General features: G+C 70.2%; 21 protein-coding genes. 5 read left to right on the forward strand and 16 right to left on the reverse strand.

What is annotated here, in order from left to right:
- Positions 1 to 86: 86 nt before the first annotated feature.
- Both AB0B85_RS00655 and AB0B85_RS00660 read right to left on the reverse strand, forming a co-directional pair.
- Positions 87 to 2,270, reverse strand: coding sequence for an alpha/beta hydrolase-fold protein (locus AB0B85_RS00655; protein WP_357402005.1), 2,184 nt, complete (start codon positions 2,268 to 2,270; stop codon positions 87 to 89).
- 118 nt (positions 2,271 to 2,388) lie between these two features.
- The gene (locus tag AB0B85_RS00660; protein ID WP_357402007.1) at positions 2,389 to 3,411 is read right to left on the reverse strand and encodes a LacI family DNA-binding transcriptional regulator; all 1,023 of its coding nucleotides are present in this window, start codon (positions 3,409 to 3,411) and stop codon (positions 2,389 to 2,391) included.
- A 673-nt stretch (positions 3,412 to 4,084) separates the two neighbouring features.
- Here AB0B85_RS00660 and AB0B85_RS00665 point away from each other — a divergent pair.
- Positions 4,085 to 5,608, forward strand: a complete 1,524-nt coding sequence (locus AB0B85_RS00665) for an alpha-N-arabinofuranosidase (protein ID WP_357402009.1) — start codon at positions 4,085 to 4,087, stop codon at positions 5,606 to 5,608.
- A 95-nt stretch (positions 5,609 to 5,703) separates the two neighbouring features.
- Here AB0B85_RS00665 and AB0B85_RS00670 read toward each other — a convergent pair whose 3' ends face one another.
- From AB0B85_RS00670 to AB0B85_RS00700, 7 genes are all read right to left on the reverse strand, one after another.
- Positions 5,704 to 7,278: an alpha/beta hydrolase-fold protein gene (locus tag AB0B85_RS00670; RefSeq protein ID WP_357402011.1), complete on the reverse strand. Its 1,575-nt coding sequence runs from the start codon at positions 7,276 to 7,278 to the stop codon at positions 5,704 to 5,706.
- Positions 7,279 to 7,365: 87 nt separating this feature from the next.
- Positions 7,366 to 8,877 carry an aldehyde dehydrogenase (NADP(+)) gene (locus tag AB0B85_RS00675; protein WP_357402400.1) on the reverse strand — a complete coding sequence of 504 codons (1,512 nt, stop codon included), beginning with the start codon at positions 8,875 to 8,877 and terminating at the stop codon, positions 7,366 to 7,368.
- 2 nt (positions 8,878 to 8,879) lie between these two features.
- Positions 8,880 to 10,091: a fumarylacetoacetate hydrolase family protein gene (locus AB0B85_RS00680; RefSeq protein ID WP_357402013.1), complete on the reverse strand. Its 1,212-nt coding sequence runs from the start codon at positions 10,089 to 10,091 to the stop codon at positions 8,880 to 8,882.
- Complete coding sequence (locus AB0B85_RS00685; protein ID WP_357402015.1) at positions 10,088 to 11,269, reverse strand: mandelate racemase/muconate lactonizing enzyme family protein; 1,182 nt, start codon at positions 11,267 to 11,269, stop codon at positions 10,088 to 10,090. Before AB0B85_RS00685 ends, AB0B85_RS00680 begins: the two co-directional genes overlap by 4 nt.
- Before the next feature lie 8 nt (positions 11,270 to 11,277).
- Positions 11,278 to 12,108: a carbohydrate ABC transporter permease gene (locus AB0B85_RS00690; protein ID WP_357402017.1), complete on the reverse strand. Its 831-nt coding sequence runs from the start codon at positions 12,106 to 12,108 to the stop codon at positions 11,278 to 11,280.
- Entirely contained in the window at positions 12,105 to 13,052 is a 948-nt protein-coding gene (locus tag AB0B85_RS00695; protein WP_357402019.1) for a sugar ABC transporter permease, read from the reverse strand. The genes AB0B85_RS00690 and AB0B85_RS00695 overlap by 4 nt, the downstream gene beginning before the upstream one ends.
- Positions 13,053 to 13,127: 75 nt before the next feature.
- Positions 13,128 to 14,375, reverse strand: coding sequence for a sugar ABC transporter substrate-binding protein (locus AB0B85_RS00700; RefSeq protein ID WP_357402021.1), 1,248 nt, complete (start codon positions 14,373 to 14,375; stop codon positions 13,128 to 13,130).
- A 164-nt stretch (positions 14,376 to 14,539) separates the two neighbouring features.
- Here AB0B85_RS00700 and AB0B85_RS00705 point away from each other — a divergent pair, with 164 nt between their 5' ends.
- Positions 14,540 to 15,337 (forward strand): IclR family transcriptional regulator, encoded by a 798-nt coding sequence (locus tag AB0B85_RS00705; protein WP_357402023.1) that lies wholly within the window; start codon positions 14,540 to 14,542, stop codon positions 15,335 to 15,337.
- Positions 15,338 to 15,369: 32 nt separating this feature from the next.
- Here the strand turns inward: AB0B85_RS00705 and AB0B85_RS00710 are convergent, their stop codons facing one another.
- The gene (locus AB0B85_RS00710) at positions 15,370 to 15,666 is read right to left on the reverse strand and encodes a chorismate mutase (protein ID WP_357402025.1); all 297 of its coding nucleotides are present in this window, start codon (positions 15,664 to 15,666) and stop codon (positions 15,370 to 15,372) included.
- A 125-nt stretch (positions 15,667 to 15,791) separates the two neighbouring features.
- Between AB0B85_RS00710 and AB0B85_RS00715 the strand changes: the two genes are divergently transcribed.
- Positions 15,792 to 16,394, forward strand: coding sequence for a methyltransferase domain-containing protein (locus AB0B85_RS00715; RefSeq protein WP_357402027.1), 603 nt, complete (start codon positions 15,792 to 15,794; stop codon positions 16,392 to 16,394).
- A gap of 48 nt (positions 16,395 to 16,442) precedes the next feature.
- Here the strand turns inward: AB0B85_RS00715 and AB0B85_RS00720 are convergent, their stop codons facing one another.
- The 3 genes from AB0B85_RS00720 to wrbA form a co-directional block, all read right to left on the reverse strand.
- Positions 16,443 to 17,171, reverse strand: a complete 729-nt coding sequence (locus AB0B85_RS00720; protein ID WP_357402029.1) for a tetratricopeptide repeat protein — start codon at positions 17,169 to 17,171, stop codon at positions 16,443 to 16,445.
- 39 nt (positions 17,172 to 17,210) lie between these two features.
- Positions 17,211 to 18,014, reverse strand: coding sequence for a GNAT family N-acetyltransferase (locus tag AB0B85_RS00725; RefSeq protein ID WP_357402031.1), 804 nt, complete (start codon positions 18,012 to 18,014; stop codon positions 17,211 to 17,213).
- Positions 18,015 to 18,134: 120 nt separating this feature from the next.
- Positions 18,135 to 18,734 carry an NAD(P)H:quinone oxidoreductase gene (wrbA, locus tag AB0B85_RS00730; RefSeq protein WP_357402033.1) on the reverse strand — a complete coding sequence of 200 codons (600 nt, stop codon included), beginning with the start codon at positions 18,732 to 18,734 and terminating at the stop codon, positions 18,135 to 18,137.
- A gap of 221 nt (positions 18,735 to 18,955) precedes the next feature.
- On the opposite strand from wrbA, the gene AB0B85_RS00735 reads away from it, so the two are divergent.
- Complete coding sequence (locus AB0B85_RS00735) at positions 18,956 to 19,912, forward strand: acyltransferase domain-containing protein (protein ID WP_357402035.1); 957 nt, start codon at positions 18,956 to 18,958, stop codon at positions 19,910 to 19,912.
- A 21-nt stretch (positions 19,913 to 19,933) separates the two neighbouring features.
- On the opposite strand, the gene AB0B85_RS00740 is transcribed toward AB0B85_RS00735, so the two are convergent.
- The 3 genes from AB0B85_RS00740 to AB0B85_RS00750 all read right to left on the reverse strand — a co-directional run bounded on the left by AB0B85_RS00740 (position 19,934) and on the right by AB0B85_RS00750 (position 25,534).
- Positions 19,934 to 20,368 (reverse strand): VOC family protein, encoded by a 435-nt coding sequence (locus tag AB0B85_RS00740; protein ID WP_357402037.1) that lies wholly within the window; start codon positions 20,366 to 20,368, stop codon positions 19,934 to 19,936.
- Between the two features lie 89 nt (positions 20,369 to 20,457).
- Positions 20,458 to 23,055: a rifamycin-inactivating phosphotransferase gene (gene rph, locus AB0B85_RS00745; protein ID WP_357402039.1), complete on the reverse strand. Its 2,598-nt coding sequence runs from the start codon at positions 23,053 to 23,055 to the stop codon at positions 20,458 to 20,460.
- A gap of 295 nt (positions 23,056 to 23,350) precedes the next feature.
- Positions 23,351 to 25,534: an MMPL family transporter gene (locus AB0B85_RS00750; protein ID WP_357402041.1), complete on the reverse strand. Its 2,184-nt coding sequence runs from the start codon at positions 25,532 to 25,534 to the stop codon at positions 23,351 to 23,353.
- Between the two features lie 69 nt (positions 25,535 to 25,603).
- Between AB0B85_RS00750 and AB0B85_RS00755 the strand changes: the two genes are divergently transcribed.
- Positions 25,604 to 26,221 (forward strand): TetR/AcrR family transcriptional regulator, encoded by a 618-nt coding sequence (locus AB0B85_RS00755; RefSeq protein ID WP_357402043.1) that lies wholly within the window; start codon positions 25,604 to 25,606, stop codon positions 26,219 to 26,221.
- Positions 26,222 to 26,352 lie beyond the last annotated feature (131 nt).

Consider the following 26,352-nt stretch of genomic DNA (forward strand, 5'->3'; position numbering starts at 1 on the left):
GGGGATCGCGGTGCGACAGTTTCCTGCTCGGCGGGCACTACCGGGGCAGGAAGTCCTGCCCCGGTAGCGCCGCCGTGGTCGTGCTCCTAGCGCTTGAACAGGCGCGGCGCCAGGTCGATGAGGTTCTTCTGCCACACGTCCCAGCCATGCGGCCCGGGGGTCACCCCGTCGAACTCGTAGCGGATGCCGAGGCTGTCGAGCGTGGCCAGGGACGCCATGAAGCTCGGGTAGACGAAGTCGGTCTGGTCACCGACGTACAGGCGCAGCATCTTCGTGCCGTTGTTGATCGCCTCGACGTCGACGCCGGTGCCGCTGCCGAAGCCGGCGGACAGCGCCGCGACGTAGGCGAACTCGCCCGGGTAGGCCCGCAGCACCCCCAGCGCCTGCCCGCCACCCATGGACAGGCCGGCGATCGCCTGTTGGGACGACTCGGTGGAGATGTGGTAGCGGGCGCGGGCCGTCGGCACGATGTTCTCCAACAGTTCCCGGTTGAAGTTCGACGAGTTGCCGTTGCCCATCACGACGACCATCGGGGTGAGGTCACCGTCGAGGAACTGGTGGTCGAGGATCTGCTTGGCGCGTCCCATCTCGACCCAGTCCGTGTAGTTCTGGCCCCCGCCGTGCTGGAGGTAGAGGACCGGGTACGGCTCGGCCCGGCCCGGGTCGTACCCGGGCGGAGTCCACACCAGCGCCGTGCGGTCCTGGCCGGCCACCGTGCTGGCATAGGTCATGCTCTCGACCTTCCCGCCCTGGCCGGCGGGGACGTCCGTCAGCAGGCGGGCAGCCGGACCGGGGATGAGGAAGGTGCTCCAGGTCGGTTCGGTGGTCACAGTCGTCGGGTTCGAGGTGTCCTTGACCGCGACCCGGTCCACGATCAGCCGGTAGTAGTAGAACCAGGGCTTCAGCGGGCCCACTGTCGCCCGCCACCGGTCACCGTCGCGGTTCAGCGGCACGCGCAGCCAACTGCCGCCCGGCGCGATGTTCGCCCACACAGTGACGTGCTGGGCGTCCGTGAAGTCCGGGCCGGTCTCGAACGTGACGAACCCGTCCTCGGTGACGAAGGGCGTCGGGGTGGTGCCGACCGGCGGCGGTGCGAACTCCCCCGTCAGCGGCCGGTGCCCCGCGCTCGGGCCGCTGCCCGACACGTGCTGGAACAGCCGCGGCGCGAAGTCGACGAGATTCTCCTGCCAGGTGGTCCAGTTCGCGCCGCCGTCCGGGTTGACCCCGTCGAACTCGAACCTGACGTCGGCCCGGTCGAACGCCTTCATCAGTCGATAGGTGGGGTTGTACGCCGGATCGGTCTTGTTCCCCGTGTAGAGGCGCAACACCCGCACTGTGCGGTTGACCGTCTTGGCGTCCTTCCGATCGACCTGCGGGACCGACTGGCCGGAGAACCAGCCGACGTAGCCGAACTGACCCGGCTTGGCCAGCGCGGCCCGGACCGCCGTCGTCGCGCCGTCGGAGACACCCGCGATCGCCTGGTGCGCCGGGTCGCGCAGCACCCGGTAGCTGTCGGCGACCGCCTTTCCGAGATCCTTCAACTCCCGGCCGTCCGCGCCGTTGGCGTCGTTGATCACGACCACCATCGGTTTCATGGCACCGGCGGCCGAGAGGTTGTCGAGGATCTGCGTGGACCGGCCGAGGTCGAGCCAGTCGGTAGCTGCCTGGGTGGCACCCGACTGCAGGTAGAGCACCGGATAGGCCTTCGGGCCCTGGGCCGCGTACCCCGGTGGGGTCCACACCAGGGCCGACCGCTGCCCGCTCCTGGTGCGGTAGGTAAGGGTCCCGACCGTGCCGCCGGTGCCCGCCGGTGCGTCTGCCAGCCACCGCGCCGAGTCACCCGGAACGAGGAAGGTACTCAGGAGCGGACTGGACGCCACAGTGGTGCTGTTCGTCGGATCCTTGATGTGCTTGGTGTCGTCGGCGGTGAGCTGGTAGTGGTAGAGCCCCGGCTTGAGCGGGCCGAGGATGCCCGACCAGACGTCGCCGCGCCGGGTCAACCCGAACTCCGCCCAGGCCGCCGAGGGGCCGATGTTGCCCTCGACGACCACCTGCGACACCGTGCCCAACTGCTCCTGGACGTACGCGGCCGGAACGGTGAACGAGGCGTAGCGATCCGGGGAGACCGTCAGCCAGGGTGTTTCCGCCGCAGCCGCGGGCTGCGGCGTGAACAGCACGGCCGCGGCCGCGATGACTCCGGCGGTGAGCACCGCCGACAGCCGGCGCACGCCCGATCGGCGTAGGCGCCGGTGATACGTTGCGGTTGTCACGCTCCACTCCTTTCCTGCGCCGGCGACGGATGCGACCCGCCGGGCCGGCTCAACTCATCGGTGGATCTCGCCGTGGGTCTACCTGCACACCTCCCTCGCGGTCCACCACGGGCGTGGGTCACCCTCGTGCCGTGCTTCGTGGTGGCGCGCTCGAGCCGCGGACGACGAGGCTGGTCGGGAGCACTACCTGGCGCGGCCCCTCCCACTCGTCGGTCACCAGCGACTTCAACATGCGCGCGGCCTCGTAGCCGAGCTGGTACATCGACTGATCCACAGTGGTCAGCCCCGGCTCGGTCAGGGCTGACTCCGGGATGTTGTCGAACCCGACGACCGACAGGTCGCCGGGGACCGAGAGCCCCAGCTCCGCGGCGACCTCCAACACCTTGAGGGCCATCCCGTCGCTCGCCGCGAAGATCGCCGTGGGTGGGTCGGTCCGTCGCAACAGCGCACGCGCCAACGGTGTCGCCGACTCGGGGTTGAAGTCCCCTTCGCCGATCAACGTCGGGTCGACCGGGATGTCGGCGCTCGTCAGCGCCGCGCGGTAGCCCTCCTCCCGCGACCACGCCGACGCCAGGCTGGAGCGGCCCGCGATGAACCCGATCCGCCGGTGACCCAGGCTCAGCAGGTGCTCGACCGCCGTGGTGGCGCCGGCGAGGTTGTCGGCGGTCACCGAGGGCGCCGTCGAGCCGCGCACCGGGTCGATGGCCACGATCGGGGTCCGGCTCTGCACCTCACCCCAGGGGGTGACGACGATGCACCCGTCGGTGAGGGTGCCGGACAGCCGGGCGATGTGCCGCTTCTCCCAGCCCTCCGAATAGGACCCGTAGAGGTCACTGTTGGCATAGATGATCAGGTCGAAGCCGGAGCGGCTCAGCGCCTTCATCGCTCCCTTGAGCACCTCGGCCGTGTACGACTGGAAGCTGTGCGTCACCAGGCCCAGGACGTTCGTGCGGCTGCGCCGCAGACTGGTGGCCACCAGGCTCGACTCGTAGCCGAGCTGCTCGATTGCCGAACGGACCTGAGCGATAGTGCGGGCACTGACGCCGTAATGCCCGTTGACCACCCGCGAGACGGTGGCTGTCGAAACGCCGGCAACCCGCGCGACATCACTCATTGTGGCCGGCGCATTGACCTCAATCATGCCGCTTCCTCTGGACTGCAATCGTTATCGGTTACGTTTCCAGGGTGTTGCCAACGTAACCGACAGGGGTTACGAGCACAAGACCTCCGCGCTCCTTACCCGAGCGCTGGCACACCGTCCTACCAGGACTCGGACCAGGCCATGACGACGCGCCGGGGCCGGTCACAGAAATGCTGACAGAGGTCACTCTCGGTGGCTGGCGGGGAGTGTGGTTCCGCAGTTCCCCAGCCCGGCGAGAACGGCGCGCCAGGGCCGCGAGATTCCATTTCGCGGGGCCGCACGGAATGCGGACAGCGGAACAATCCGGCCCGGTTAGGCGCGGCGGTCAAACGTCGCCGGACTCCGGCTCGACAGTGGTCGCCCGGGTCGCCGAACATTTACCGCTTGGCGCTGTTCCCTACCGTAAACGTTCTCGGTAACGTTTACATTGATCGAGAACGTAGCCCACCGCCACCGCGATGTCCAGACCTCACACGGACCCCACCACCCCCGGTTCCGCGCCGCGGCAGCGATCCCGGCGTCGGGACCTCGCACGAAGGGAGCCCGTCCTGAACCCCCACCTCGACACGGCGTCGGCGTACCTGGCCGGCACCGGATGTCCACTCCCCCACCACCCCGAGCCGCTGCCGGACCGGCCGGTCGGAACCACCCCGCCGGGCACCCGGGAGGCATCGTGAACACCGCCCGGTTGAGCCTGGACCCCCGTCGGCGCGTGGCGCCGGTGCCGCGTCGGCTCTTCGGCTCGTTCGTGGAGCACCTGGGTCGCGCCGTCTACACCGGCATCTACGAGCCGGGCCACCCAACGGCCGACGCCGACGGCTTCCGGGGCGACGTCCTGGCGCTCGTGCGGGAGCTGGGCGTGACCACGATCCGCTACCCGGGTGGCAACTTCGTCTCCTCCTACCGGTGGGAGGACGGCGTCGGGCCGGTCGACAAGCGACCGGCCCGGCTCGACCTCGCCTGGCACAGCCTGGAGACCAACGCGTTCGGTCTCGACGAGTTCATGCGCTGGCTCGGCAAGGCCGAGGTCGAACCGATCATGGCGGTCAACCTGGGCACCCGCGGCACCGCCGAGGCGGTCGACCTACTCGAGTACGCCAATCACCGCGGTGGCAGCCACCTCGCCGACCAGCGGCGCGCAAACGGCGCGGCCGACCCGTACGGCATCCGGCTCTGGTGTCTGGGCAACGAGATGGACGGCCCGTGGCAGGTGGGCCAGCGCAGCGCCACCGAGTACGGGCGCCTCGCCGCGCAGACCGCGAAGGCCATGCGCCGCTTCGATCCCGATCTCGAACTCGTCGCCTGCGGCTCGTCACACCTGGGCATGCCCACGTTCGGCAGCTGGGAACGCGACGTGCTCACCGAGGCGTACGACGACGTGGACCTGATCTCCCTGCACGCCTACTACCAACCGGTCGACGACGACCTACCCAGTTTCCTCGCCTCCGCCGAGGACATGGACAGGTACATCGACGCCGTCACCGCGATCGCCGACTCGGTCGGGGCGATCCGCCGGTCCACCAAGAAAATCATGATCGCGTTCGACGAGTGGAACGTCTGGTACCAGTCCGCCACCCCGTCCACCCCGCCGAGCGGTGACGACTGGCCGGTAGCGCCCCGGCTGTTGGAGGACCACTACAGCGTGGCGGACGCCGTCGTGGTCGGTGGCCTGCTGATCAGCCTGCTCCGGCACAGCGACCGGGTGACGGCGGCCTGCCAGGCCCAGCTGGTGAACGTCATCGCGCCGATCATGACCGAACCCGACGGTTCGGCCTGGCGGCAGACCATCTTCCACCCCTTCGCCCGCACCGCCCGGCACGCTCGGGGCGCGGTGCTCGACGTGCTCCGCCACGGCAGTACGACGAGCACCGACCGCTACGGTGCGGTGGCGGCGGTGGACGCGGTATCCACCTGGGACGACAGCACCGGTGAGATGGCTGTGTTCCTCGTCAACCGCGTCACCGACACCCCGGCCGAGGTGACGGTCGACGTCAGCGGCGCCCAGCTGACCGGGATCATCGAGTGCGTCACGGTCGGCGGCACCGACCTGGCTGCCAAGAACACCGCCGACGGCCCGGACCACGCCGCCCCGCGGTCCAACGACACAGCGCGACAGGCCGACGCCACCGTCCGGCTGACGCTGCCGCCCGCGTCCTGGACCATGCTGCGGATGCGGGCCACGGAAGCGACAGCGTGACCGGCTGAGCGAAAGCGCCCCGGCCGCCACCCCTGTCAGCAGGGGTGGCGGCCGGGTTCTTCCCCACCGCACCGGGGAGGATGTCGGGCCCGGTGCTACCGGACGTCGACCGGTGCGCTCGACGAAGCATTGAAGAGCTTGTCACCCCGGTAGTGGGCGACCACCGCAGCAGTCACTCCACCGTGGACGATCTTCGTGAGCCGGGCCACGCCGTGGTGCACCGGGGCCGACCCGAGCAGGGTGTCACCCGCGTAGAAGTCGACCCGGCCGGCCGGGGCCGTGGTGGTGGCGCTGACGGCGTCGACAGTCGCGGTGGCGGTGACCCTGCTGCGGTGCGCGGCGCCCGCCGGGGCGACGGTGACGTCGAGACCGGTCGTGGTGGCGCGGAACGTCAGGGTCCGCAGGTAGTGGTCGAGCAGCGGGCGCCAGACGTGCCAGGTGTGCACGCCCGGCACGTTGAACTCGTCGAGTTCGACCCCGGCGGCCCGCAGGGCGGCCGCGTTGCGCTGGGAGTTCTCGGCGATGTTGCCCAGCCGGTCCTGCAGCCCGGTGCCGATCATGATCCCGCCGGCCACCGCCTTCATCCGGTCGAGCTGCGCCGGGGTGGCGGCGGGTCCGCCGGCGCTCCAGGCCGCGTGGTAGCCGAACAGGTCGGTGTGGTCGTACATCAGGGTGTAGGCCCGGCTGCCACCAGCGGAGAAGCCGGCGAAGGCGCGGTCCTGCGGGCGGGTGGAGACGCGGTAGTTCCGCTCGACGAACGGGAAGATGTTGTTCCGCAGCTCGTCGACGTAGCCCTCGTTGCCGCCGGGCAGGCCATTGAAGTCGGTGGACACGATCACCATCGGCTCGACCGCACGGTCTGCTATCGCGTTCTCCAGGATCAGGTGGGCCACACCCTGCATCGTCCAGGCGGTCGAGTGGTCACCACTGCCGTGACTCAGGTAGAGGGTCGGGTACGGCGTGGTCCGGTGGGGGTCGTAGCCGTGCGGCAGGTAGACGACGATGTCGTGCACCCCGGCCGGGTTCGTCGACAGCGGCGAGGCGTACCGCCGGGACTCCAGCCGCCCGGTCCTGGCCACCGGCGCCTGGTAGCCGGTGTCGTAGGTCGGGAACTTCCGGCTGGCCGGGACGTAGATCGTGCTGCGTACCGCGCCGGGCGCGCCCGGGTACTGCGGCTGGATCTGCCACCTGTTCGCCGGGTCGTCGTGCAGCGTGCAGCCGGTGGCCAGGTCGTTGGCGCAGTCGTGGGTGAACGCGTAGCGGAACGTGCCGGCGGGCAGCGGCGTGGTGATGGTCCACACCCCGTCCGGGCCCTTGCTCATCGGCAGGATGTGCCACGGGGTGGCCGCGACGTCGCCGGGCTGCCACTGGGCGGGTGGCCGGGCGTCGCCGCAGTCCTGGCAGGAGATGGTCTCCGGCCGGGAGTAGAACCAGTCACCGTAGATGTGGACCTGCTTGACGTCCTCGGGTGCCCGGTATCGGAAGGTGACCTCGTACCCGGTCGGGGGTGTGTCGGTGCGGGTGACGGTCGGCCCCAGCCGCGCGGGTGGCGCGGCCGACGCCGCCGGGGCGACGGCAGTGGTGGCCGCGACGGCGACGGCGGTGAGCAGGGCGAGCAGCAGCCGACGCCGTGACGGCGGCGGCAGGGGACGGGGGACTGCGACGGGCATGTTCCTACTCCCTCTTCGGCGTGTGGCCGGCCGCGGTGCGCGGCCGACCGACGTTTCGACGGGTGTGGTGAACGGATACCGGCGCGGCTATGCCACCGCTGACTCCAACCTCCCGTCGACTCGCCGGGGAATGGCGGTATAGCCGTCCTGTAGTTCCTCGGGAAGGATCCAGACCGGGGCGTCCTGCCAGGCAAGCGGGCGCAGGAAGCGCCGGATCGAGGTCGCGCCGACGGAGGTGTGCACGGTGTTCGTCGAGGGCCAGGGGCCGCCGTGGTGCTGGGCCCACGACACCCGGACGCCGGTGGGATAACCGTCGAAGACGATCCGACCCGACCGGTCGGCGAACAGGTCGACAAGCCGGCGTACCACAGCCGCGTCGTCGCTCGGCGCACTGTGGATCGAGCCGGTCAGCGACGGTGGGACGGTCGCCAGCGCCGCGTCGAGCGTGGCAACGTCGTCGTAGCGCACCACGACCAGGAGCGGGCCGAAGCACTCGTCGGCGATCTCGGCGGTGAGGCCCGCCAGATCAACCTCCAGGAGCGTCGGCGCGACCTGGAAACCCACCTCGGCGTCGATCCGGGGTCGGGCCGAGACACGAGCGCCGGCCTGCTCGAACGCCGTCGCCTGCTGCTCGTACGCGGCCCGGATGCGGTCGTTGAGCAGGATCGCACCGCCGGTGGCCGCGACCTTCTCCCGCAGCGCGTCGACAAGCCGCGCACCGCTCGGATCCGCCGGGATGAACGCCAGCCCGGGCTTGGTGCACAGCTGGCCGCCCGAGCTGGTGAAGGAGGCGAAGAGCCCTTCGGCGATCTCCTCGCCCCGGTCGGCGGCCGCGCCGGGCAGCACGACGATCGGGTTCACGCTGCTCAGTTCGGCGTAGAGGGGAATGGGATCCGGGCGTTCGTCGATGGCCGCCTGGATGGCACGGGCGGCGCCGACGGAGCCGGTCAGCGCGGCCGCGCGGATCGTGGGGTGGCGCACCAGGGAGCGGCCGGCCGGCTCGCCGTACACGGTAGCGATCACACCGTCGGGCCCGCCCCGCTCGCGGACGGCCGCCGCGATGGCCTCGGCCGAGGCGTGCGAGGTCAACGGGTGCGAGGGGTGGGCCTTCAGGACCGTGGGGCAGCCGGCGGCGAGCGCGGCGGCGGTGTCCCCTCCCGCGACCGAGAAGGCGAACGGGAAGTTGCTGGCGCCGAAGACGGCCACCGGCCCGAGGGGTACGAGCATCCGCCGCAGGTCCGGGCCGCGGCCGAGCGGGGTGTCGGCGGCGTGGTCGATGGCTGCTTCGAGGTAGCCCCCGTCGCGCAGCACGTCACCGAACATCCGGAACTGGATCGCCGCCCGGGTGAGTTCCTGGTCGAGCCGGGCGTGACTCAGACCGGTCTCCGCCTCCGCCGCCGCGATCAGGTCGACCCGACGGGCCTCCAGGGACGCGGCGATCGCGTCGAGCAGGTCCGCTCGGCCGAGTCTGCCCAGGCCGGACAGCCACTGCCCCGCCTGGGGCGCCTGGCTGGTGATCGCCTCCAGCCCAGCCTCGTCGGTCTCGCTGAGCTCCGTCGTGCGGGTTCGGCCGTCACGCGGATCGACAGTGCTGACCATGTTCACAGCAGTCCTCTCCTTACCAGATTGCCCATCAGATCCCGGACGCCGAACTGCCAGGGCTCGCACTCCTGGGCGTGCCGCACCCGGTTGACCAGGCTGCCGAGAGCCGGACAGCCGATCCGTACCACGTCGTCGATCTTGTGGGTGAAGCCCTCGCCGGGGCGGTCCCGGTCCTGGGTGGGCGCGAACATCGTGCCGAGCATCAGGGCGGCACCGTCGGGATAGCGGTGCTGCGGACCGATCAACTGCCGCACCAGCTCCGCCGGGTCGCGCGACATCTGGGTCATCTCCGAGACCGCCTCCAGGTGGAAGCCGTCCACGCCCCGGATGTCCAGGCTCACCTCAAGCTCGCGCACCCGGTCCAGGTTGAACCGGTCGTCGAAGAGCCGGATCAGGGGACCGAGGGCGCACGAGGCGTTGTTGTCCTTGGCCAGCGGAAGCAGCAGTGCCGAGCGGCCTTCGATGTCCCGCAGGTTCACGTCGTTGCCGAGGGTGGCGCCGACGATCCGGCCGCTGGACTGGATGATCAGCGTGATCTCGGGTTCCGGGTTGTTCCAGGTCGACGCGGCGAGCACCCCCACCGGCACCGCGGTGCCGACGGCGGAGAGCACCTGGCCCTTTGTGAAGATCTCGGCGTCCGGCCCGATGCCCACCTCCAGGTACTGACTCCAGATGCCCTCGGCGACCAGCAGGCTCTTGAGCCGGTCGGCCTCGGGCGAACCCGGCGTCAGGCTGTGCAGGTCGGCACCGATGTCGGCGAGCATCCGCTGCCGGATGTCCGCCGCGAGCGCCAGGTCGCCGCGGGCCCGTTCCTCGATGACGCGTTCGATCATCGAGACGGCGAAGGTGACGCCGGCGGCCTTGAGTGCCTGCAGGTCGACCGGGGCGAGCAACCAGGGTCGGGTGTGATCGCGGGTCACTGCCGCCGTGTTGGCCAGCATCTCGCCGAAGTCGCCGAGCCGCGGCCCGTCGAGCCCGGCAACCGTCGCGGCCGGGTCGGGCAGTTCGCAGATGTCCCGGATGGTGGGGAACCGCTGACTGAGGTCGATGACCTGACCGTCCCGGACGGTCACGGGTGAGGGTCCGTCGCCGGCCGGATCCCAAATCCGGCCGATGAGGACGCTGTCGTCGGCGTCGTCCGGCAGCGCCTCGGCGGCGGTGCCGAACCAGTCCGCGCCGCCGGGCTGTTGCCGGGGCTGTGGCACCGTCATGAGCCGCCCTCCAGGTTGAAGAAGGACCGCTCGTCGCGCGGACGGATGTCGTAGACGGCGTCCTGGAACATCCGGAGTGGATGCGGTGTGAACGGGTGCCGCTCGATCGCGGCGAGGTCCAACTCGATGCCCAGTCCGACAGCGGTCGGGATGAGCACGTCGCCGTCGGCGGTCAGCACCAGCCGTTCGTTGGTGATCTCGGGTCGCCACGGCACGTCCGTCGCCATGATCTCCAGGTACCGGAAGTTCGGCAGCGTCGCCCCGAGTTGCAGCGTCGCCGCGGTGCTGAGCGGGCCGCTCGGGTTGTGCGGCGCGAAACCGACGTAGCTGGTGGACGCGAGCGTCGCGATGAAGGCCAGCTCGGCGATCCCGCCGGCGTGGGTCACATCGGGTTGGACGAAGTCGACTGCCTGGCGGGCGAGCGCGGGAGCGAAGCCCTGCCGGCCGAACCACCGCTCCCCCGCCGCGATCGGCACCGGCGATGCGCGGCGGATGTCCACGAGCGCGTCGAGGTTGTCCGGCGGGCACGGCTCCTCGAACCACACCGGATCGAACTGGGCGATCTCCCTGGCGACCTTGATCGCGTGGCGGACGTCGAAGCGACCGTGCCCCTCGACGAACAGCTCGACCTCGCGGCCCACCGCGGCCCGGACCGCGTCGATCTGGGCGAGCACCCGGTCCAACTGCGCTGTGGTGATGGTGAGGTCGTAGTTCTCGAACGGGTCCCATTTGAGGCCGCGGAAGCCGGACGCCACAGTCCGGCGGGCGGCCGCCGCGTAGTCCTCGGGGGTGACGGCACCGGAGAACCAACCGTTCGCGTACGCGCGCACCCGGTCACGGGTCGCACCGCCGAGCAGCCGGGAGACCGGAACACCGAGGTCGCGCGCCGAGATGTCCCACAGGGCCATCTCCAGCGAACTCAACGCGGTCATGATCACCGGCCCGCCACGCCAGTACCAGTCCCGCGCCAGGTCGTAGAGGATCTTCGAGATGCGAGTGGGGTCCAGGCCCACGACCGCCTCGGCCAGCTCGGCGATGGCACCCTGGACGGCCCGTTCCTTGCCCTCCAGGGTGGCCTCGCCGAGCCCGACGATCCCCGCGTCGGTGTGCACGCGCACGATGACGAGGTTCGTGCGGTAGAAGTCGACGACAAGTGTGTCGACGGAGACGATCTTCATTTTTCGGCTCAACCCTTCACCGCGCCGGCGGTCATGCCGGACACCACGTACTTCTGCACCAGCAGGTAGAACGCGACGGCGGGCAGCGTGAACAGGAAGGCGACGGCCATCACGGTCTGGATCGGCGTGCCCAGCTCGCCGATGAAGTTCGCGATGCCAACGGACGCCGGTTGCAGGTCCGGATTGAAGATGAAGGTCACCGCGAACACGTACTCGTTCCAGGCGTGGAAGAACGCGATGACCGCGGTCGCCGCGATCGACGGCGCGATCAGCGGCACGTTGATGCGGGTCAGGGTGGTGAAGGGCCGGGCGCCGTCGGCACGCGCGGCCTCCTCCAACTCCTTCGGGATGCCGTCGATCGCACCCTTGAGGATCAACGCGACGATCGGCAGGACGAAGGCGGAGTTCACCAGGACGAGGCCGGTAAGTGAGTCGAGCAGCTCGAAGCGACGGAACAGCGCGAACAACGGCACGACCATGAGCGCCTCGGGGAGCATCTGCGTGAACAGCAGCACGACGGTCAGCACGGCCTTGCCCCCGAACGAGAACCGGGACAGCGCGTAACCGAGCGGGATACCCAGGCCGACCGAGACGACCATCGTGCCCACGGCGATGATCAGGCTGTTCAGCAGCCACCCGGCCGCCTTGCCTTCGGCGAGCGCGTCGACGAACACCCCGAACTGACCGAGGTCCGGCGTGAGCCGGGGCTGGTCGGCGAAGAGGTCGCTGTTGCTCGACAGCGCCGTGACGAACATCCAGTACAGCGGGAACACCGCGATGCCGAGTACGACGAGCACGGCGACGATCCGTGCGGTGACACCGAAACGGAAGCGCCTCATCGGGCGTGCTCCTTCTCCACGGCACGGGCGACCAGCCGGCTGCCGATGATGACGATGAGTGAGATGACGACGCCGACCATCCCGATGGCCGCCGCCGATCCGAGTTCCTTCGAGTCGAACGCCTGCGAGTAGAGGTCGATGACGAGCGTCTCGGTGGCGCCGACCGGCCCACCCTTGGTCATCAGCCAGATCAACTCGAACCGCCGCAGGGACCAGATCGTCATCAGCAGCGCCAGGAGTCCCACTGTGGGCTTGATGACCTGCCACGTGACGGCCCGGAAGGTGGCCCAGCGTCCCGCGCCGTCGACTGTCGCTGCCTCGTTGAGGTCCTGCGGAACGGATTGCAGCGCGGAGAGCAGCACCACCGAGGTGAACGGGAACAGCTGCCAGATGGTCGTCGCGAGCACCGCCGGCAGCGCGTAACGCGGGCTGTCCAGAATCGCGCCGCCCGGCACACCCAGCCCCACCGCGTCGAGCATCCGGTTCACGATCCCGTACTGGGCGTTGAGCATCCAGGTGGCGATGAGCGCGACAGCGATGCCGGGCGCGGCCCAGGGGACGGTCACAAGTGCCCGCGCCACACCGCGACCCCGGAACTTCCGGTTGAGCAGGAGCGCGACGACGAGGCCGGCGCCGATCGCGACGACGACGCAGGTGACCACGTAGACGACGGTGATCAGCAGGGTGTGGTGGAACTCCGGGTCACCGAAGATCCGGTTGAAGTTGTCGAGGCCAACCCACTCGCTCTTGGTCGGGTTGAGCAGTCTCGTCCGGGTGAAGCTGAGGTACACCTCCTGGACGAGCGGCACCGCCTGGAAGACGAGGATGAACAGTGCGGCGGGTGCCAGGAACAGGTACGGCGTCCACTTGCTCCCCAGCGGGCTGGGCCGACGCCGGGTTCGGGGTGTTGTCTTCGGTGCTCCGGTCTGCTCGACCACAGTCATCGGGTTCGATCCTTCTGAGGAAGGACGCTGCCGGCGCATGGTCCGTCGCGCCGGCAGCGTCGCCGGGTCGAGCTGTCAGCGGACCAGGTCGGTCGCCTGCTGCTGGGCGCGGTCAAGTGCCGACTTCAGGTCGGTCTTACCCTGCAGTGCCGCGACCACGTTCTGCACTACCACCTTGCGGATGTCCGGCGTCTTGGCTTCGAACCCGAGGACGATCTGCGGCAGGCTGGTCTCGGTGAGCCCGTCGAAGACGGGCAGGAACGGGGTCTCCTTGAGCTTCTCCGCGCTGCGCTGCGTGGTGGTGGCAACGCTGCTCGCGCCGAGGATCTCCTGCAGCTTGACCTGGTTCTGCGGCTCCAACGCCCACTTGATGAAGGTGCCGGCCTCGTCCTTGCTCTCGCTCGCCTCGTTGATCACGATCGGCGCGAGGATCGTGCCCTGCTTACGCACCGGGAACGGGATGGGCGCGACGCTGAAGTTCAGCTTCGCGTTCTGACCCCGGGTGGCGGTCACGTATCCGCCGTTGTTGAGCTCCATCCCGACCTTGCCCTCGGCGAACATCCGCCGGAACGTCGCCGCGTCCGCTCCGCGCGGGATCACGTTCGCGTCGTACAGGTCCTTGAACGCCTGCAGACCCTTGAGGTTCTCCGGCGAGTTGATCGTCAGGTTCTTGCCGTCGGACCACGCGCCGCCGAAGCCGTAGACGTAGTTGAAGATGTCCTGCCAGACGCCGGCCTCCTCGGCCTCCGTCTGGCGGAACGCCAGGCCGAAGACGTCGCCCTTGGTGAGCGACTTGGCGGTGGCGGCGAACTGCTCGTAGGTCGACGGCGGCGTGGGGATCAGGTCCGCGTTGTAGAACATCGCGTAGTTCGACGCTTCGAAGATGACGCCGTGCCGGACACCGTCGTGGACCATGAACTGGTCGGGCTGCTTGAGCAGGTCGTACTTGCTGGCGTCGACCACCTTGTCGAGCGGTGCGACGAGGCCGGCGTCCGAGGCGGCCTCGAACTCGGGCATGTCGAAGCGGATCAGGTCGGGGCCCTTACCACTGCCCATCTGCGTGAGCACCGTCTGACCGAAGGTCGGGTACGGGACCGCGGCGGCAGAGACCTGGACCTTGGTCTGGCTCTGGTTGAACTCATCGAGCCACTTGGTCAGCAGAGGTCCGCGGCCCGGGTCGCCGAAGGTCGAGGCGGCGAAGGTCAGTTTGGTGACCCCGTTGCCCGAGTCGCCGTCAGAGCCGCAGCCGGTCAGGAGAGTGGCGACCAAGCCGAGGGCACATGTCGCCCCAATGATGCCGAAACGAGCGCGCTGGTTACCCATCGTTACTCCAGTGTTACGAGTCAGAGTCTTCGGGATGAAATTGCAACGATCGTAGCGCCATGCGCAACGGTGTCAAGTGGCGGTTGCGCACTGCGTCGTCTACATTGCACATATTGCAACGCAAGCGATGGGCGGGGCCCATCGCTTCGAGGGGAGGCATAGCCTTGGCCCAATCGATTCGCCGCGCGATCGACCTCATCCGTCGCTCGGCGGAGCACCCGCTGTCGCTCACCGAGGCGGCGGACGTGCTCGACGTACACAAGTCCACGGCGCTGCGGATCCTGCAGACCCTGGAGTCCGCGCGCTTCGTCCGCCGGACCGGTGCGGGCACCTACGTGCTCGGCAGCGGGCTGATCGAGCTGTCCGAGCTTGCCCTCGGCTCGATGGACCTTCGTCAGTTCGCGGCCGCGCACCTGCGCGCACTACAGCGCGAGACCAGCCACACCGTGCACCTGGCACAACTGACCGGCGATGAGATCATCTACATCGACAAGGTCGACAGCCCGGCGTTCGATGCCGTCAAGCTGCCGTCCCGGGTGGGACGGGCCGTGTCGATCTACGCCAGCGCCGTCGGCAAGACGATCCTCGCCTACCTGCCGGCGGAGGAACGCGACCGCCTGCTCTCCCATGTCGTCTTCGAGAGATTCACCGACACCACCTTCGCCGACCACGAGTCCCTCGAAGCCGAACTCGTCCGCATCCGCGAGAACGGCTGGGCCACCGACAACGGCGAGCACGACGCCTACGTGATGTGTGTCGCCGCGCCGATCAGGGATTCCCGGGGCCAGGTCATCGCCGCCGCATCGATCACGGCGATCGAGGTCATCGCCAACCTCGAGCAACTGAGGAGCAACCTGCCGCGCCTGCTGGAGACCGCGAACCGGATCTCGTGCGAACTCGGTTACACGCCGGCCGGCCCGGGCCCGGACGGGTCGGAGGACGGCCGACCGATCGACGGGTGAGCGCCTGCGCATCCGGGGTCGCGCCGGGGCAGTCAGGCGCCGCCGAGCCGATGATGCTCGTCGCTCTCCATGTCGATGAAGGCCCGGATCATGTCGCGGTAGATCCGCTCGACCAGGTCCGGGTCCGCGCCGGAGTCCTCCGCCAGCACGCGGACCCGCGCCACCACCTGCGCCACCCGGTCCGGCGCGCGGACCGCCTGCTTGTCGCTCTTGAGCGGGGCCGCCCGCCGGACCAGTGCCTCCCGCCGGGCGAGCAGCCCGACGAGCGCGGCGTCCAACTCGTCGATCTGGGCGCGGATGTCGGCCAGTGCCGACGCGGTGTCTGTCATGCCGGGAATCGTCGCACGGCGGGGCCGACGGCTCGGACCGTCGCCCGACCCTCACCGCCCACCCCACCCCGGCCGGAGCGCGAGCCGAGCAGCGTGGCGACACCGGTCCTCGTATAGTTCCGGCTGTGCAGCGGGAGAACGTTCGGCAGGCGTACGGCTCGATCGCAAACCTCTACATCGACCTGTTCGGCACGCGCCAACAGGTCGACCCCGACGACCTCGACCTCATCGGCCGGCACCTGACAGCTCAGCCCGGCACGGTGCTCGACCTGGGCTGCGGCCCCGGCCATCTGACCGATTACCTCTGTTCGCTCGGCGTCGACGCCAGGGGGATCGACCTGGTCCCCGAATTCGTCACCCATGCGCGGGCGACCCACCCGGGCGTCGAGTACCACCTCGGGTCGTTCGAACACCTCGACGTCGCCGACGGCTCCATCGACGGCATCCTGGCCTGGTACTCATTCATCCATCTGCCGCCACCGGAGTTCGACGACGTGCTCACTGAGTTCCGGCGGGCACTGGCCCCGGGTGGGCGGCTGGTGCTGGGCTTCTTCGACGCCGACGAGATCGGTCCCTTCGAGCACAAGGTGGTGACCGCCTACCGCTGGCCCCCGGACGAGGTGTCGCAGCGGCTCAGCCGGGCCGGCTTCCGGGAGGTCGAACGCCAACGGCGGCCCGGCGAAGGCGACAGGCGGCCAGTCGCCGTCATCGCGGCTGTCACGCAGTAGCGGCAGGCCGGACAGCCGTCACCGTCGGCGCGACGGGTGGCGGTCGGGTCAGTCGGTCTCCTCCACGAACGCCGCACGCGGTTCGAGACGCTGGCCCCGGGCGTACTCCTCGGCGAAGCCGGTCGCGCCGAGCGCCTCGACCGCGGCCGCCCGCACGGCCGCCAGGTCCGCCGCGTCGTCGGGATCGGGCACCTGGCCCAGCGCCGCGAACGCGGCGTCCGTGACGGCGACCATCCGAGCGGCCCGCTGGTGGTCACCGTGGGCTGACGCGAGCGCGGCGCCCGCCAGGCAGACGTACGGGACGAAGTCCACCCAGCCGTTCCGGAAGACCCGCTCACGGCTCGCGGCGAACAACGCTCCCGCCGCGTCGAGATTGCCGAGACCCAACTCGCAGAACCCGAGGTTGTGGGTCTCCGAGTTGACGAGTTCGGGCTGCCCCAGAACCTCGTTGAGCGCGATGCTCTCCCGGTAGAGCTGCCGGGCCCGGGTCAGGTCGCCGGACATCCGGGCCACGGCGGCCAGGACATGGCGGGGTCGCTCCTCCAGACTCCGATCACCGGAGCGCAGGGCGACCGCCAGCGCTTCCCGAGCACGCGCCTCGCCAGCCGGGAGGTCACCACCACGGATGGCGACCCGGGCGAGGCTGTACCGGGCCTCCACCTCCCCCGCCGGATCTCCGGCCGTCCGCGCCCTGTCGATCTCGGCCTGGCTCATTCGCACCACCGCGTCGGTCTCGCCCCGGCGGAAGGCCGCGCGAACATCGTCGCTGAAACCCACTTCTGTTCTCCCTCTCGTTGCGGACCGCACTCTCAGCCCTCAGGCGTGAAAGAGGGTCCAGTTCTCCACGAGGCGGAAGCCCATCGTCTCGTAGAGCGGTCGGCCCATCTCGCTCGACTGCAGGTACGCGGCCTCCGTGCCGGCCGCGACGCCGTCGCGCAGGACGGCCTCGGTGATCGCTCGGCCCAGCCCACGACCTCGTGCGGACGGCACCACGGCGATGTTGAACACGCCGAGCACGCCTGCGGTCCGCAACCCGAGCCCGGTGCCGACGGGTCGGCCGGACTCCTCGGCCAGATAGCCACTCACCTGGTCGGCGTCGAGCACACCGCCGCCCACCAGGGCACCGAAGGCGCCGTCCGGAGCTTCGAAGCTGCGGGTGAGGGTCTCGGTGTACCGGTCAGACTCGGCCGCGCGGACCTGGCGGATCACCTCGTGCCGCGGCGCGTCGGCCCGGTAGACCACGTCAGCCGCGGTGCAGGCCAGCAGGGGCAGCTCGCTGCTGTTGAGCAGCTCGTGCCGGGCGGCGAGATCGCGGACCGCGTCGTCCGCCGCACTCCGCACCATGATCGACCAGTGCGCGGCCTGCCGGCGGACCTCGGTCGCCAGCCGGTCGAGGGAGCCGAGATCCGGCTCCCGCGTCAGGTCGTAGGCCACGTTCAGCGACGCCACCTCCGCCTGGGTCACCGCCGCTCGGGCGGTGCCCCGCTCGGCGTACCAGCCCTTCGGGGTGACCGCACAGAGAGCCTTGATGGCATCGGCGTACGACGCCGCCATCCGATCGGCGCTGGTGCTGATCGAATCCTCCTCGTTGTTCCTGGCCCGACCGGCGGTCGGCGCCACCTTGTTGCGCCGCCGGGCCGCGGGCCGGGTGAGCCTGCCTGGGGCCGGTCTCCACAGTCGGGAAACCGGCCCCAGGCAGGTAGTTCGTCCGCTCGGCCGGGTTGCGGCCCGGGCGGGTGTTCAGGCGGTGAGCTTGCCGGCGATCGTGACCACCCGCTGAGCCATGTGGTCGAGGGCGTTGAGCTGCGCGTCGCCCAGCGGTGCGTCGTTGCTGCCGCCGGTGACGTGCGAGACGCCGTACGGGTTGCCGTCGGCGAACTTCGTCGGGTCGGTGTAGCCGGGGGCCACAACCAGGCCGCCGAAGTGGTGGATCGTGTTGTAGAGCGCCAGCAGCGTCGACTCCTGCCCACCGTGGGCGGTCATGGAGGCGGTGAAACCGGCGTACACCTTGTCGGCCAGCAGGCCCTGCCCCCACTGCGGGCCGAGGGTGTCGATGAACTGCTTGAGCTGGCTGGAGACGTTGCCGTACCGGGTGGGGGTGCCGAAGAGCACCGCGTCGGCCCAGACGACGTCGTCGGCGGTCGCCTTCGGCTCGCTCTTGGTGGCGTCGAAGTGCTGGCTCCAGGCGGCGTTGGAGGCGATGGCCTCCTGCGGGGCGAGTTCCGGCACCTGGCGCAGCCGCACCTCGGCGCCGGCCTTCTCGCCGGCCTCGGCGAGCCGCTTGGCCATGGCGTGCACGGTGCCGGTCGAGGAGTAGTAGATGACGGCGAGCTTGGCCATCGGAGGGGTCCTTTCGTCGAAGTAGTTGCCGACGATAAATTTGCGGCAGCAACAATCTGACTCTAGCAACGGCAGCGAGCGGTTGCCACCGGACCCCGGACACACCGACGCCGCCGCAAGGCCGACAGTGAGCCATGCCGACAAACGGCGCACGACGGCGGAAAGGGTCAGGAGCGCACCGCTGCTCCCAACCCAAACCTGCTGCCGGTACGATCCGCCACGTGGATCCGGACGCCATCGCCACCCGACTCGGGGTCCCCGTCGAGGACATCGACCGCGTGCACCGCCTCGCCGCCGACCGGCCGTCGGCTCCGCTGCCCGCCAGGGCCGACGCGCCCGCGATCCTCGACCGGCTCGCGGTACGACCGGACGACGCCGCCGAGATCATGGCCGGCTGGCCCGATCCCGACTCAGCACTGTGGACCCCGGAGCTGCGCTGGCTGCTCGACCGCACGACAGCTCTGGTCCTGGCCGACCTCGGAGGCCACGGCTGGCTGTCGCCCGGTCCGGAACTGCCGCGCGACCGAGGTCCCGCCTGGCGACACCTCTACGTGTACGCGTACCTGGCGCTCGTCGACGTCGTCCGGGGCTACCACCGCGACCACGGCATCACCGATGAGGTGTCCTGGACGACCCTCGCCGACCTGGGCCGCAACCTCGCGATCGACAGGCGGATGCACGGCGAGGGTTGGCCGGTCATGCAGAGCTGGCTGACGCTGCACGCCCGCGGCGGCCTCTACGAGCTGGGCCGGTTGCAGCACCAGCGCGGCGGCACCACCATCGACCTGCACATCCCCGAGGCGGGTCCGCTGACCCCGGCGGCCGTCGCGGCATCGCTCGACGCGGCCCGCGTCTTCTTCGCACGCCACTTCCCCGACGAGCACTACACCGCGTTCGCCTGCGGCTCCTGGCTGCTCGACCCGCAGCTGCGGGAATACCTGCCAGCGGATTCCAACATCATCCGGTTCCAACAGCGCTTCGAGTTGGAGCCCTACGAGGAACCCGAAGGGCTGGACGCCGATGTCGAGGTGCGGCGATTCGTGTTCCGCACCCTGACCACACCACTCGACAAGCTGCCGCGCGACACAGTGCTCCAGCGTGCGGTCGTCGACCACCTGACGGCCGGCCGCCACTGGCGCTGGCACCGGGGCCGGTTCCCGATCCAGCCACACCGCTGACGGCGGTGCCGCCGCGGCCCCTCAGTCGAGACAGAACTCGTTGCCCTCGACGTCCTGCATCACGAGGCACGACTCGTTCTCCTCGTCGGCGGTCAGCAACCGCACGCGTACCGCGCCGAGCGCGACCAACCGCGCGCACTCGGCCTCAAGCGCGGCCAGCCGCTCGTCGCCCACCAGCCCGGTGCCAACCCGCACGTCAAGGTGCAGCCGATTCTTGACGACCTTTCCCTCGGGGACGCGCTGGAAATACAGTCGTGGACCCACCCCGGAGGGATCAGCACAGGCGAACGCCGAGCCCCGTTGCTCGACCGGTCGGGTCGACTCGAAGTCGTCCCAGCTGTCGAACCCCGGCGGGGGCGGCGGTACGACGTATCCCAACACCGCGCACCAGAACCGGGCGACCCGCTCCGGCTCCGCACAGTCGAAGGTGACCTGGACCTGCCTGACCTGTGACATCGCTCCACCCTAGAGCGGATGTCGCGGCGCCCCCGGAGCGGGTCTCGCGGCGTCGGGACCGGTTGTGTCGGCGCGGCCGGCGGGGTCGGTCACGACAGGATCTCGACGTACCCGTCACTGCCGTGTACGCGGATCCGCTGCCCGTCGGAGATCAGCCGGGTGGCATCCACCACGCTGACCACGGCCGGCAGGCCGTACTCCCGCGCGATCACCGCGCCGTGCGTCATCAAACCTCCGACCTCCGTCACCAGGCCCGCGATGGCAACGAAGAGGGGCGTCCAACTCGGATCCGTGTGCGCCGTGACGAGGATGTCGCCCGGTTCCAGACGAGCCTGGGTCAGGTCCAGGATGACGCGGGCGCGCCCTTCGACGGTCCCGGCCGACACCGGCTGGCCGACCAGAGCGCCGGCCGGCACGTCGTCGCGGCGGTACGCCCCGGTGAGCGCCTCCCCGTCGGAGGTCAGCACCCGGGGCGGCCGGAGCGCCTGGTACGACCGGAAGGCGTCCTTCCGTTGCCGGATCAGCGTGTCGTCCACCTGGTGCGAGCGCACGACCTCGTGCAACTCCTGGAAGGTGAGGTAGAAGGCGTCCGCCGGCTCGCGGAGCACGTTGGCCCGCACGAGGCGCTCGATTTCGCCGAGCAGGGCCTGCTTGTAGATGAAGTAGCGGCTGATGATGCCGTACTTCGGGTACTCCCGGTAGCCGGCGAAGGTGCGGACCCGGTCGATCATCCGCTCGGTCTCGGCGGCCTTCAGCTCCCCGTCCGGCAGGGCCCGCAGGCGCGTCAACACCTCCTGCGCCTTGCGCCGCGCCTCCTGTCGCCCCTGCTCGAAGCGTCGCTGGGCCGCACCCGGCGGGAAGTTCGCCACGTGGTCGAGGAGCACGGGCAGCAGGGTCGCCGGCCGTTCCCGCCAACGCGGTCTGGTGATGTCGATCTCGCCGACGCAGCGCATGCCGTACCGGTCGAGGTAGGCCTCGATGGCGTCGCGCGCCTCGGTCCCGCCCGCGAGCTTCGGCAGCTCGTCCAGGAAGCTGTCGTCCTCGACGCCCCGCAGGTACGCCACCACCTCCGGATGCGGACGGATCGCGTCCGCGACGTCGAGCAGCGCGAGCCCCATCTCCGAGGTGACGTTACCGGGGGCGGACAGCGTGAGGGTGTCGGCGGCGTCCCTCTCGCCCAGCCATTCCCCCAGCCGGTCGTTGAGCCACCAGGTGGCCTCCATCCCCGCCATGATCGCCTGCATGCTCACCGGGTCGCCGAGATTGCGCTTGTGCTCGCCAAAGGCCTCCAGCAGGAAGTCGAACAGCGCCGGTCCGGTGAACGTCGCGATGTCCCGCCGCAGGGCGGCGATCGACCCTTCGCTGCGCTCGATCAGTTCGGTGACGACGGCCGGGTCCGTCTCGATCGCGGCGGACGCACCGGCGAGCGGCGGCCCGCCGGGCCCGCTGTCCGGCAGCGCCGGGACGAAGCCGGGACGGTCGAGGACGGTCTGTAGCGCGTCCCTGGTCAACGGATCGATCCGGCCGGCCATCTCCAGGAAGCGGTCGCGGCTGGCCGGTGCGCCAAGCATCCGGGTCGCGTCGACGAACAGTCGACCGCCGGCCTCGTGCATCGGCGCCATGGCCGTCAACTGCCACATGGAGAGCCCGAGCGGCTTCATCGCGTCGGTCATCATCTGCTGGTGGCCGACCGAGAGATAGACGTGGTTCTCCTGGTCGCGGGCCGTGGGGAGGGGGAAGAGCGTGGTGATCGGCCGGCTCTGCACGATCTGGAAGTCATCGTCGACCAGGCACCACTCGATGTCCTGCGGGCCGCCGAACCCCGCCTCGATCAGTCGTCCGAGTCGCACCAGCCGGAGGACCTGCGCCTCCGTCAGCGCCGGCTGATCCTGCCGCTGCGGGTCGACCGCCACCTCGTGGGTCCCGCCACCGGGCCGCGCGTGCACGGCTACCTGTTTGGCGGCCACCGCCCGGGCGACGACGACACCTTCGCGCACCGTGAAGACGTCCGGGTTGACCCGGCCGGAGACCAGGGCCTCGCCGAGGCCGAAGCTGGCGTCCACGGTGGCGACCTTCCGGTTGCCGGTGACCGGGTCGGCCGTGAACAGGATGCCGGCCGACCGCGGGAAGACCATCTGCTGCACGACCACGGCCATGCTGACCGCCCGGTGGTCGAAGCCGTTGCGGAGGCGGTAGGTCACGGCCCGCTCGGTGAACAGCGACGCCCAACACCGGCTGACGTGCGCCAGGATCGCCGCCGGCCCCAGGATGTTCAGGTAGGTGTCCTGCTGGCCCGCGAAGGAGGCAGTCGGCGTGTCCTCCGCCGTCGCGCTGGAACGCACGGCGTAGGCGGACCGCTCGCCGTGCACGAGGAGCGTGTGGGTGATCGCCGCCGCGAGATCGTCAGGGATGGCGATCCCTTCGATGCGCCGGCGGACCTCGGCGCTGAGCACCCGGATCGCCTCCCGGTCGTCCGGGCTCAGGCGCGACAGCTGATCGAGCAGCTCGCCGACCGCCGGCCCGTCCGCCACCACCCGCCGGAAGGCGGCGGTTGTGACGCAGAAGCCGGGCGGCACGGGGATGCCGTCGATCCGGGACAGCCCGCCCAGGTTCGCGCCCTTGCCGCCAACGAGTGCGACCTGGGTCTGGTCGACCTCTCGAAGATCCACGACGTACTGCTCGCTCATCGCCCCACCCCTCCGGCAGCCGCGCTCCGGCGCACCGCACCCAGCGCGGACGCCCACGACGGCACCGCCGCCCCCAACCGCGGATCGCGGCAGCCGCGCTCCCCGCACCACGACAACACACCCACGTCGTGCCCCCCGTTTTCTGTCGGTGCCGAGTCCGGCCGCCGATTCTGCGGCACGACCGGGGTCTTGCCGCAAGCCCCCCGGTACGCTATAAGTTAGAGGTGGCAGGGAGTCTGATCTCCCTGCCTTTTGCGTTGGCGCGTCCGTCGCCGGCCGGGAGCCTTCGACCGGGTCAGTGGCTGCCGGGGACGAGCGGCGCACGCCGCGCTGCCGACGGGTCCTGGCGGCGCCCCTTCGGCCATCGACGCCAGGCGGCCGACCCGAGGATGCTCAGCACCGCCGGTCCGAGCACCAGTCGGATGATGGTGACGTCGATGATCACCGCGGTCGCCAGGCCGATGCCGATCATCTTGATGCTGGTGTCCTGGATCGGCACGAAGGACAGGAACACCACAGTCATGATCGCCGCGGCGGCGGTGATCAGCCGCCCGGTGCTGTCCACTCCGACCAGGATGGCGCGCTGCGCGTCGCGGCCACTGTCGTACTCCTCCTTGACCGCCGAGAGCAGGAACACCTCGTAGTCCATCGAGAGTCCGAAGAGGACGGCGAACAACAGCATCGGCACCATCGACATGATCGGCACGGGTTCGTCGATGCCGATCAACGACAGGCCCCAGCCCCACTGGAAGATGGCCACCAGCACGCCGAACGCCGCGCCGATCGACAGCAGCGCCGACACCGCCGCCTTGATGGCGAGCACTGGCGCCCGGAACATCGCGATCAGCAGGAGCGCCGCCACGACCAGCACGGCGAGCACCATCCAGGGCAGCCGCGCGCCGACCGCGTCGGACAGGTCGGTGACGAAGGCGGTGGGACCGCCGACATAGATGCGGCAGTCGGTGCCCCGCTCGGCCGCCGGCGCCAGGTCGGCACGGATGCGATGCAGCAGGTCACTGACCTCGGCGTCCTGCGGCGAGTGTCGAGGCACCACGGTGAGCAACGCGAAGCCGCCGTCCCGGCTCGGCTGGGCCGGAGTCACCACCGACACCTCCGGATCGGCCGCGAGGCCACTGCTCAACTTCGCCAGCACGGCGTCGCCCTGGCCGCCGCTGGGCAGGTCGGCGACGATCAGAAACGGTGCGTTCCAGCCGGCCCCGAACTCCGCGGCGACCCTGTCGTACGCCCTGCGCTGGGTGAAGCTCGCCGGTGCGTTGCCGTCGTCCGGTGTGCCCAGCCGAAGGCTGAACATCGGGATCGCGAGCGCGACGAGGACCAGCAGAGCCCCGGCCGCGTACGGGTAGCGGTGCCGCGCCACCCGGCTCGCCCACCGCCCCCAGCCGCCGATCGCCCGCCGCGCGCCGGGCTCCCCGACGACCGGCGCGCTCGGGTGCCGACGGCCGATACGCAGGGCGTTGACCGCCGGACCCAGCAGTCCGAGCACCGCCGGCAGCAGGGTCAGCGCGGCGAGCATCGTCATGCTGACGGTCAATGCCGCGGCCACGCCCATGCCCCCGATGAACGGGATGCCGGTGAGCAGCAACCCGAGGATCGCCGCCACCACTGTGGCGCCGGCGAACAGCACCGCGTGGCCCGCCGTGGCGAGCGCCCGGCCGACGGCGTCGGCGGTCGGCATGCCGGTCGAGAGGTAGTGCCGGAATCTGGTGATCACGAACAGGGCGTAGTCGACGCCCGCACCGAGCCCGAGCATCACCGCCACGATCGGGGCGATGGCCGGGATGTCCAGGCCGGTGCCGACGATCAACACAAGCGCGGTGCCGGCCATCAGCCCGAGCACGGCGACCAGCACGGGCAGGCCGGCGGCCACCACCGACCCGAACGCGAACAACAGGACGAGCAGCGCCGTCCCGACGCCGATCAGCTCGGAACCGCTGGTCTCCGGGGTAGCGGCCAGATCCACCACCAGACCGCGGAACTCCACGGTCAGCCCGGCGGCACGCGCCCTGTCGGCCGCGACGTCGAGCCGTTCGCTCTGCTCGGCGGTGAGGTCGCCGAGCTCCTTGTCGTACTGCACGGAGCTGATCGCGGTGCGGCCGTCGGCGCTGAGCTGACCGCCTCCCTCGGCGAGCGGGTCGGCGGCCGACCGGACGTCCGGCTGCCCGGCGAAGTCCGCGACCACCGCGTGGATGGCGGCGGCGTGGGCCGGATCGCGGAGCGGGCCGCTGTCGCTGTGCCAGACGACGTCGGCGCTGGCGGCGCCCAGTTCGCCGAAGTGCCGCTGGGTGAGGTCGACGGCGCGCTGCGACTCGGCGCCGGGGATCCGGAACTCGTTGACGAAGGCGCCGCCGCCGACCTGCGCCACACCGAGCAACGCCAGCACGCTCACCACCCAGGCCGCGATCGTCAGCCAGGGGTGCCGGGCGGTGGTACGCCCCAACCGCTCAAGGGTTCTCTCCATGCCCCCACGTTAAGTGCAGTGGTTGTAATTTTGCAATGGCTGCAACGTCTAGGATTGTAGGATGCAGCGATGAGCGGCACCATGGGCCTTCGCGAGCGGAAGAAGGCGCGCACCAGACAGGCGCTCGTCGACGCGGCGATCGCCCTGTTCGCCAGCAAGGGCTACGACGAGACGACAATCGCCGACGTGACGGCCGCCGCCGAAGTCTCGCCCCGCACCTTCTTCGTCCACTTCGCCAGCAAAGAGGACGTGCTCTTCGACGATCCGCCACTCAAGCTGGAGCTCTTCACCGCCGTGCTGGCGCACCCGGGCCCGGATGAGACCCCCGCGCAGCTGCTGCTCCGGGCGTTCCACTCGGTGCTGCACGCGGACACCGACCCCATGGGCCAGTCCGAGCGCATCCGCGCCAACCTGATCCTCCAGACACCGGCACTACAGGCCGGTGCGGTGCGCAAGGTGTTGGAGGGCCAACGGGAGATCGTCCGGGCGTTGCTCGACGCCTTTCCCGGCACGCTTGATCCGGTAGCCGCCTCGGCACTTGTCGGTGCCATGGTCGGCACCCTGGTCGGCGCGATCACCATGCTCTACTCCGATGCCGAGGTGGCCGCCCGGATGGCCGCCGACCCGCAGCGGGTCCGCGCCGAACTGGAAACCGCCATCACGTCCACCTGGCAACACCTCGGCTGACCCACGACGCCACCCCGCCCGGTGCCACCCGTGACGCTGTCGATAGGGGTGGTCCCCTCCGGTGGGCCCGACTAGGTTCGGACCGTCGGGCAGGTGTCCGCCGGCCACCCCGACGACCCGGGTCGGGTACG

Source organism: Micromonospora sp. NPDC049044 (assembly GCF_040649215.1).
In the GTDB taxonomy this organism is placed as follows: domain Bacteria; phylum Actinomycetota; class Actinomycetes; order Mycobacteriales; family Micromonosporaceae; genus Micromonospora.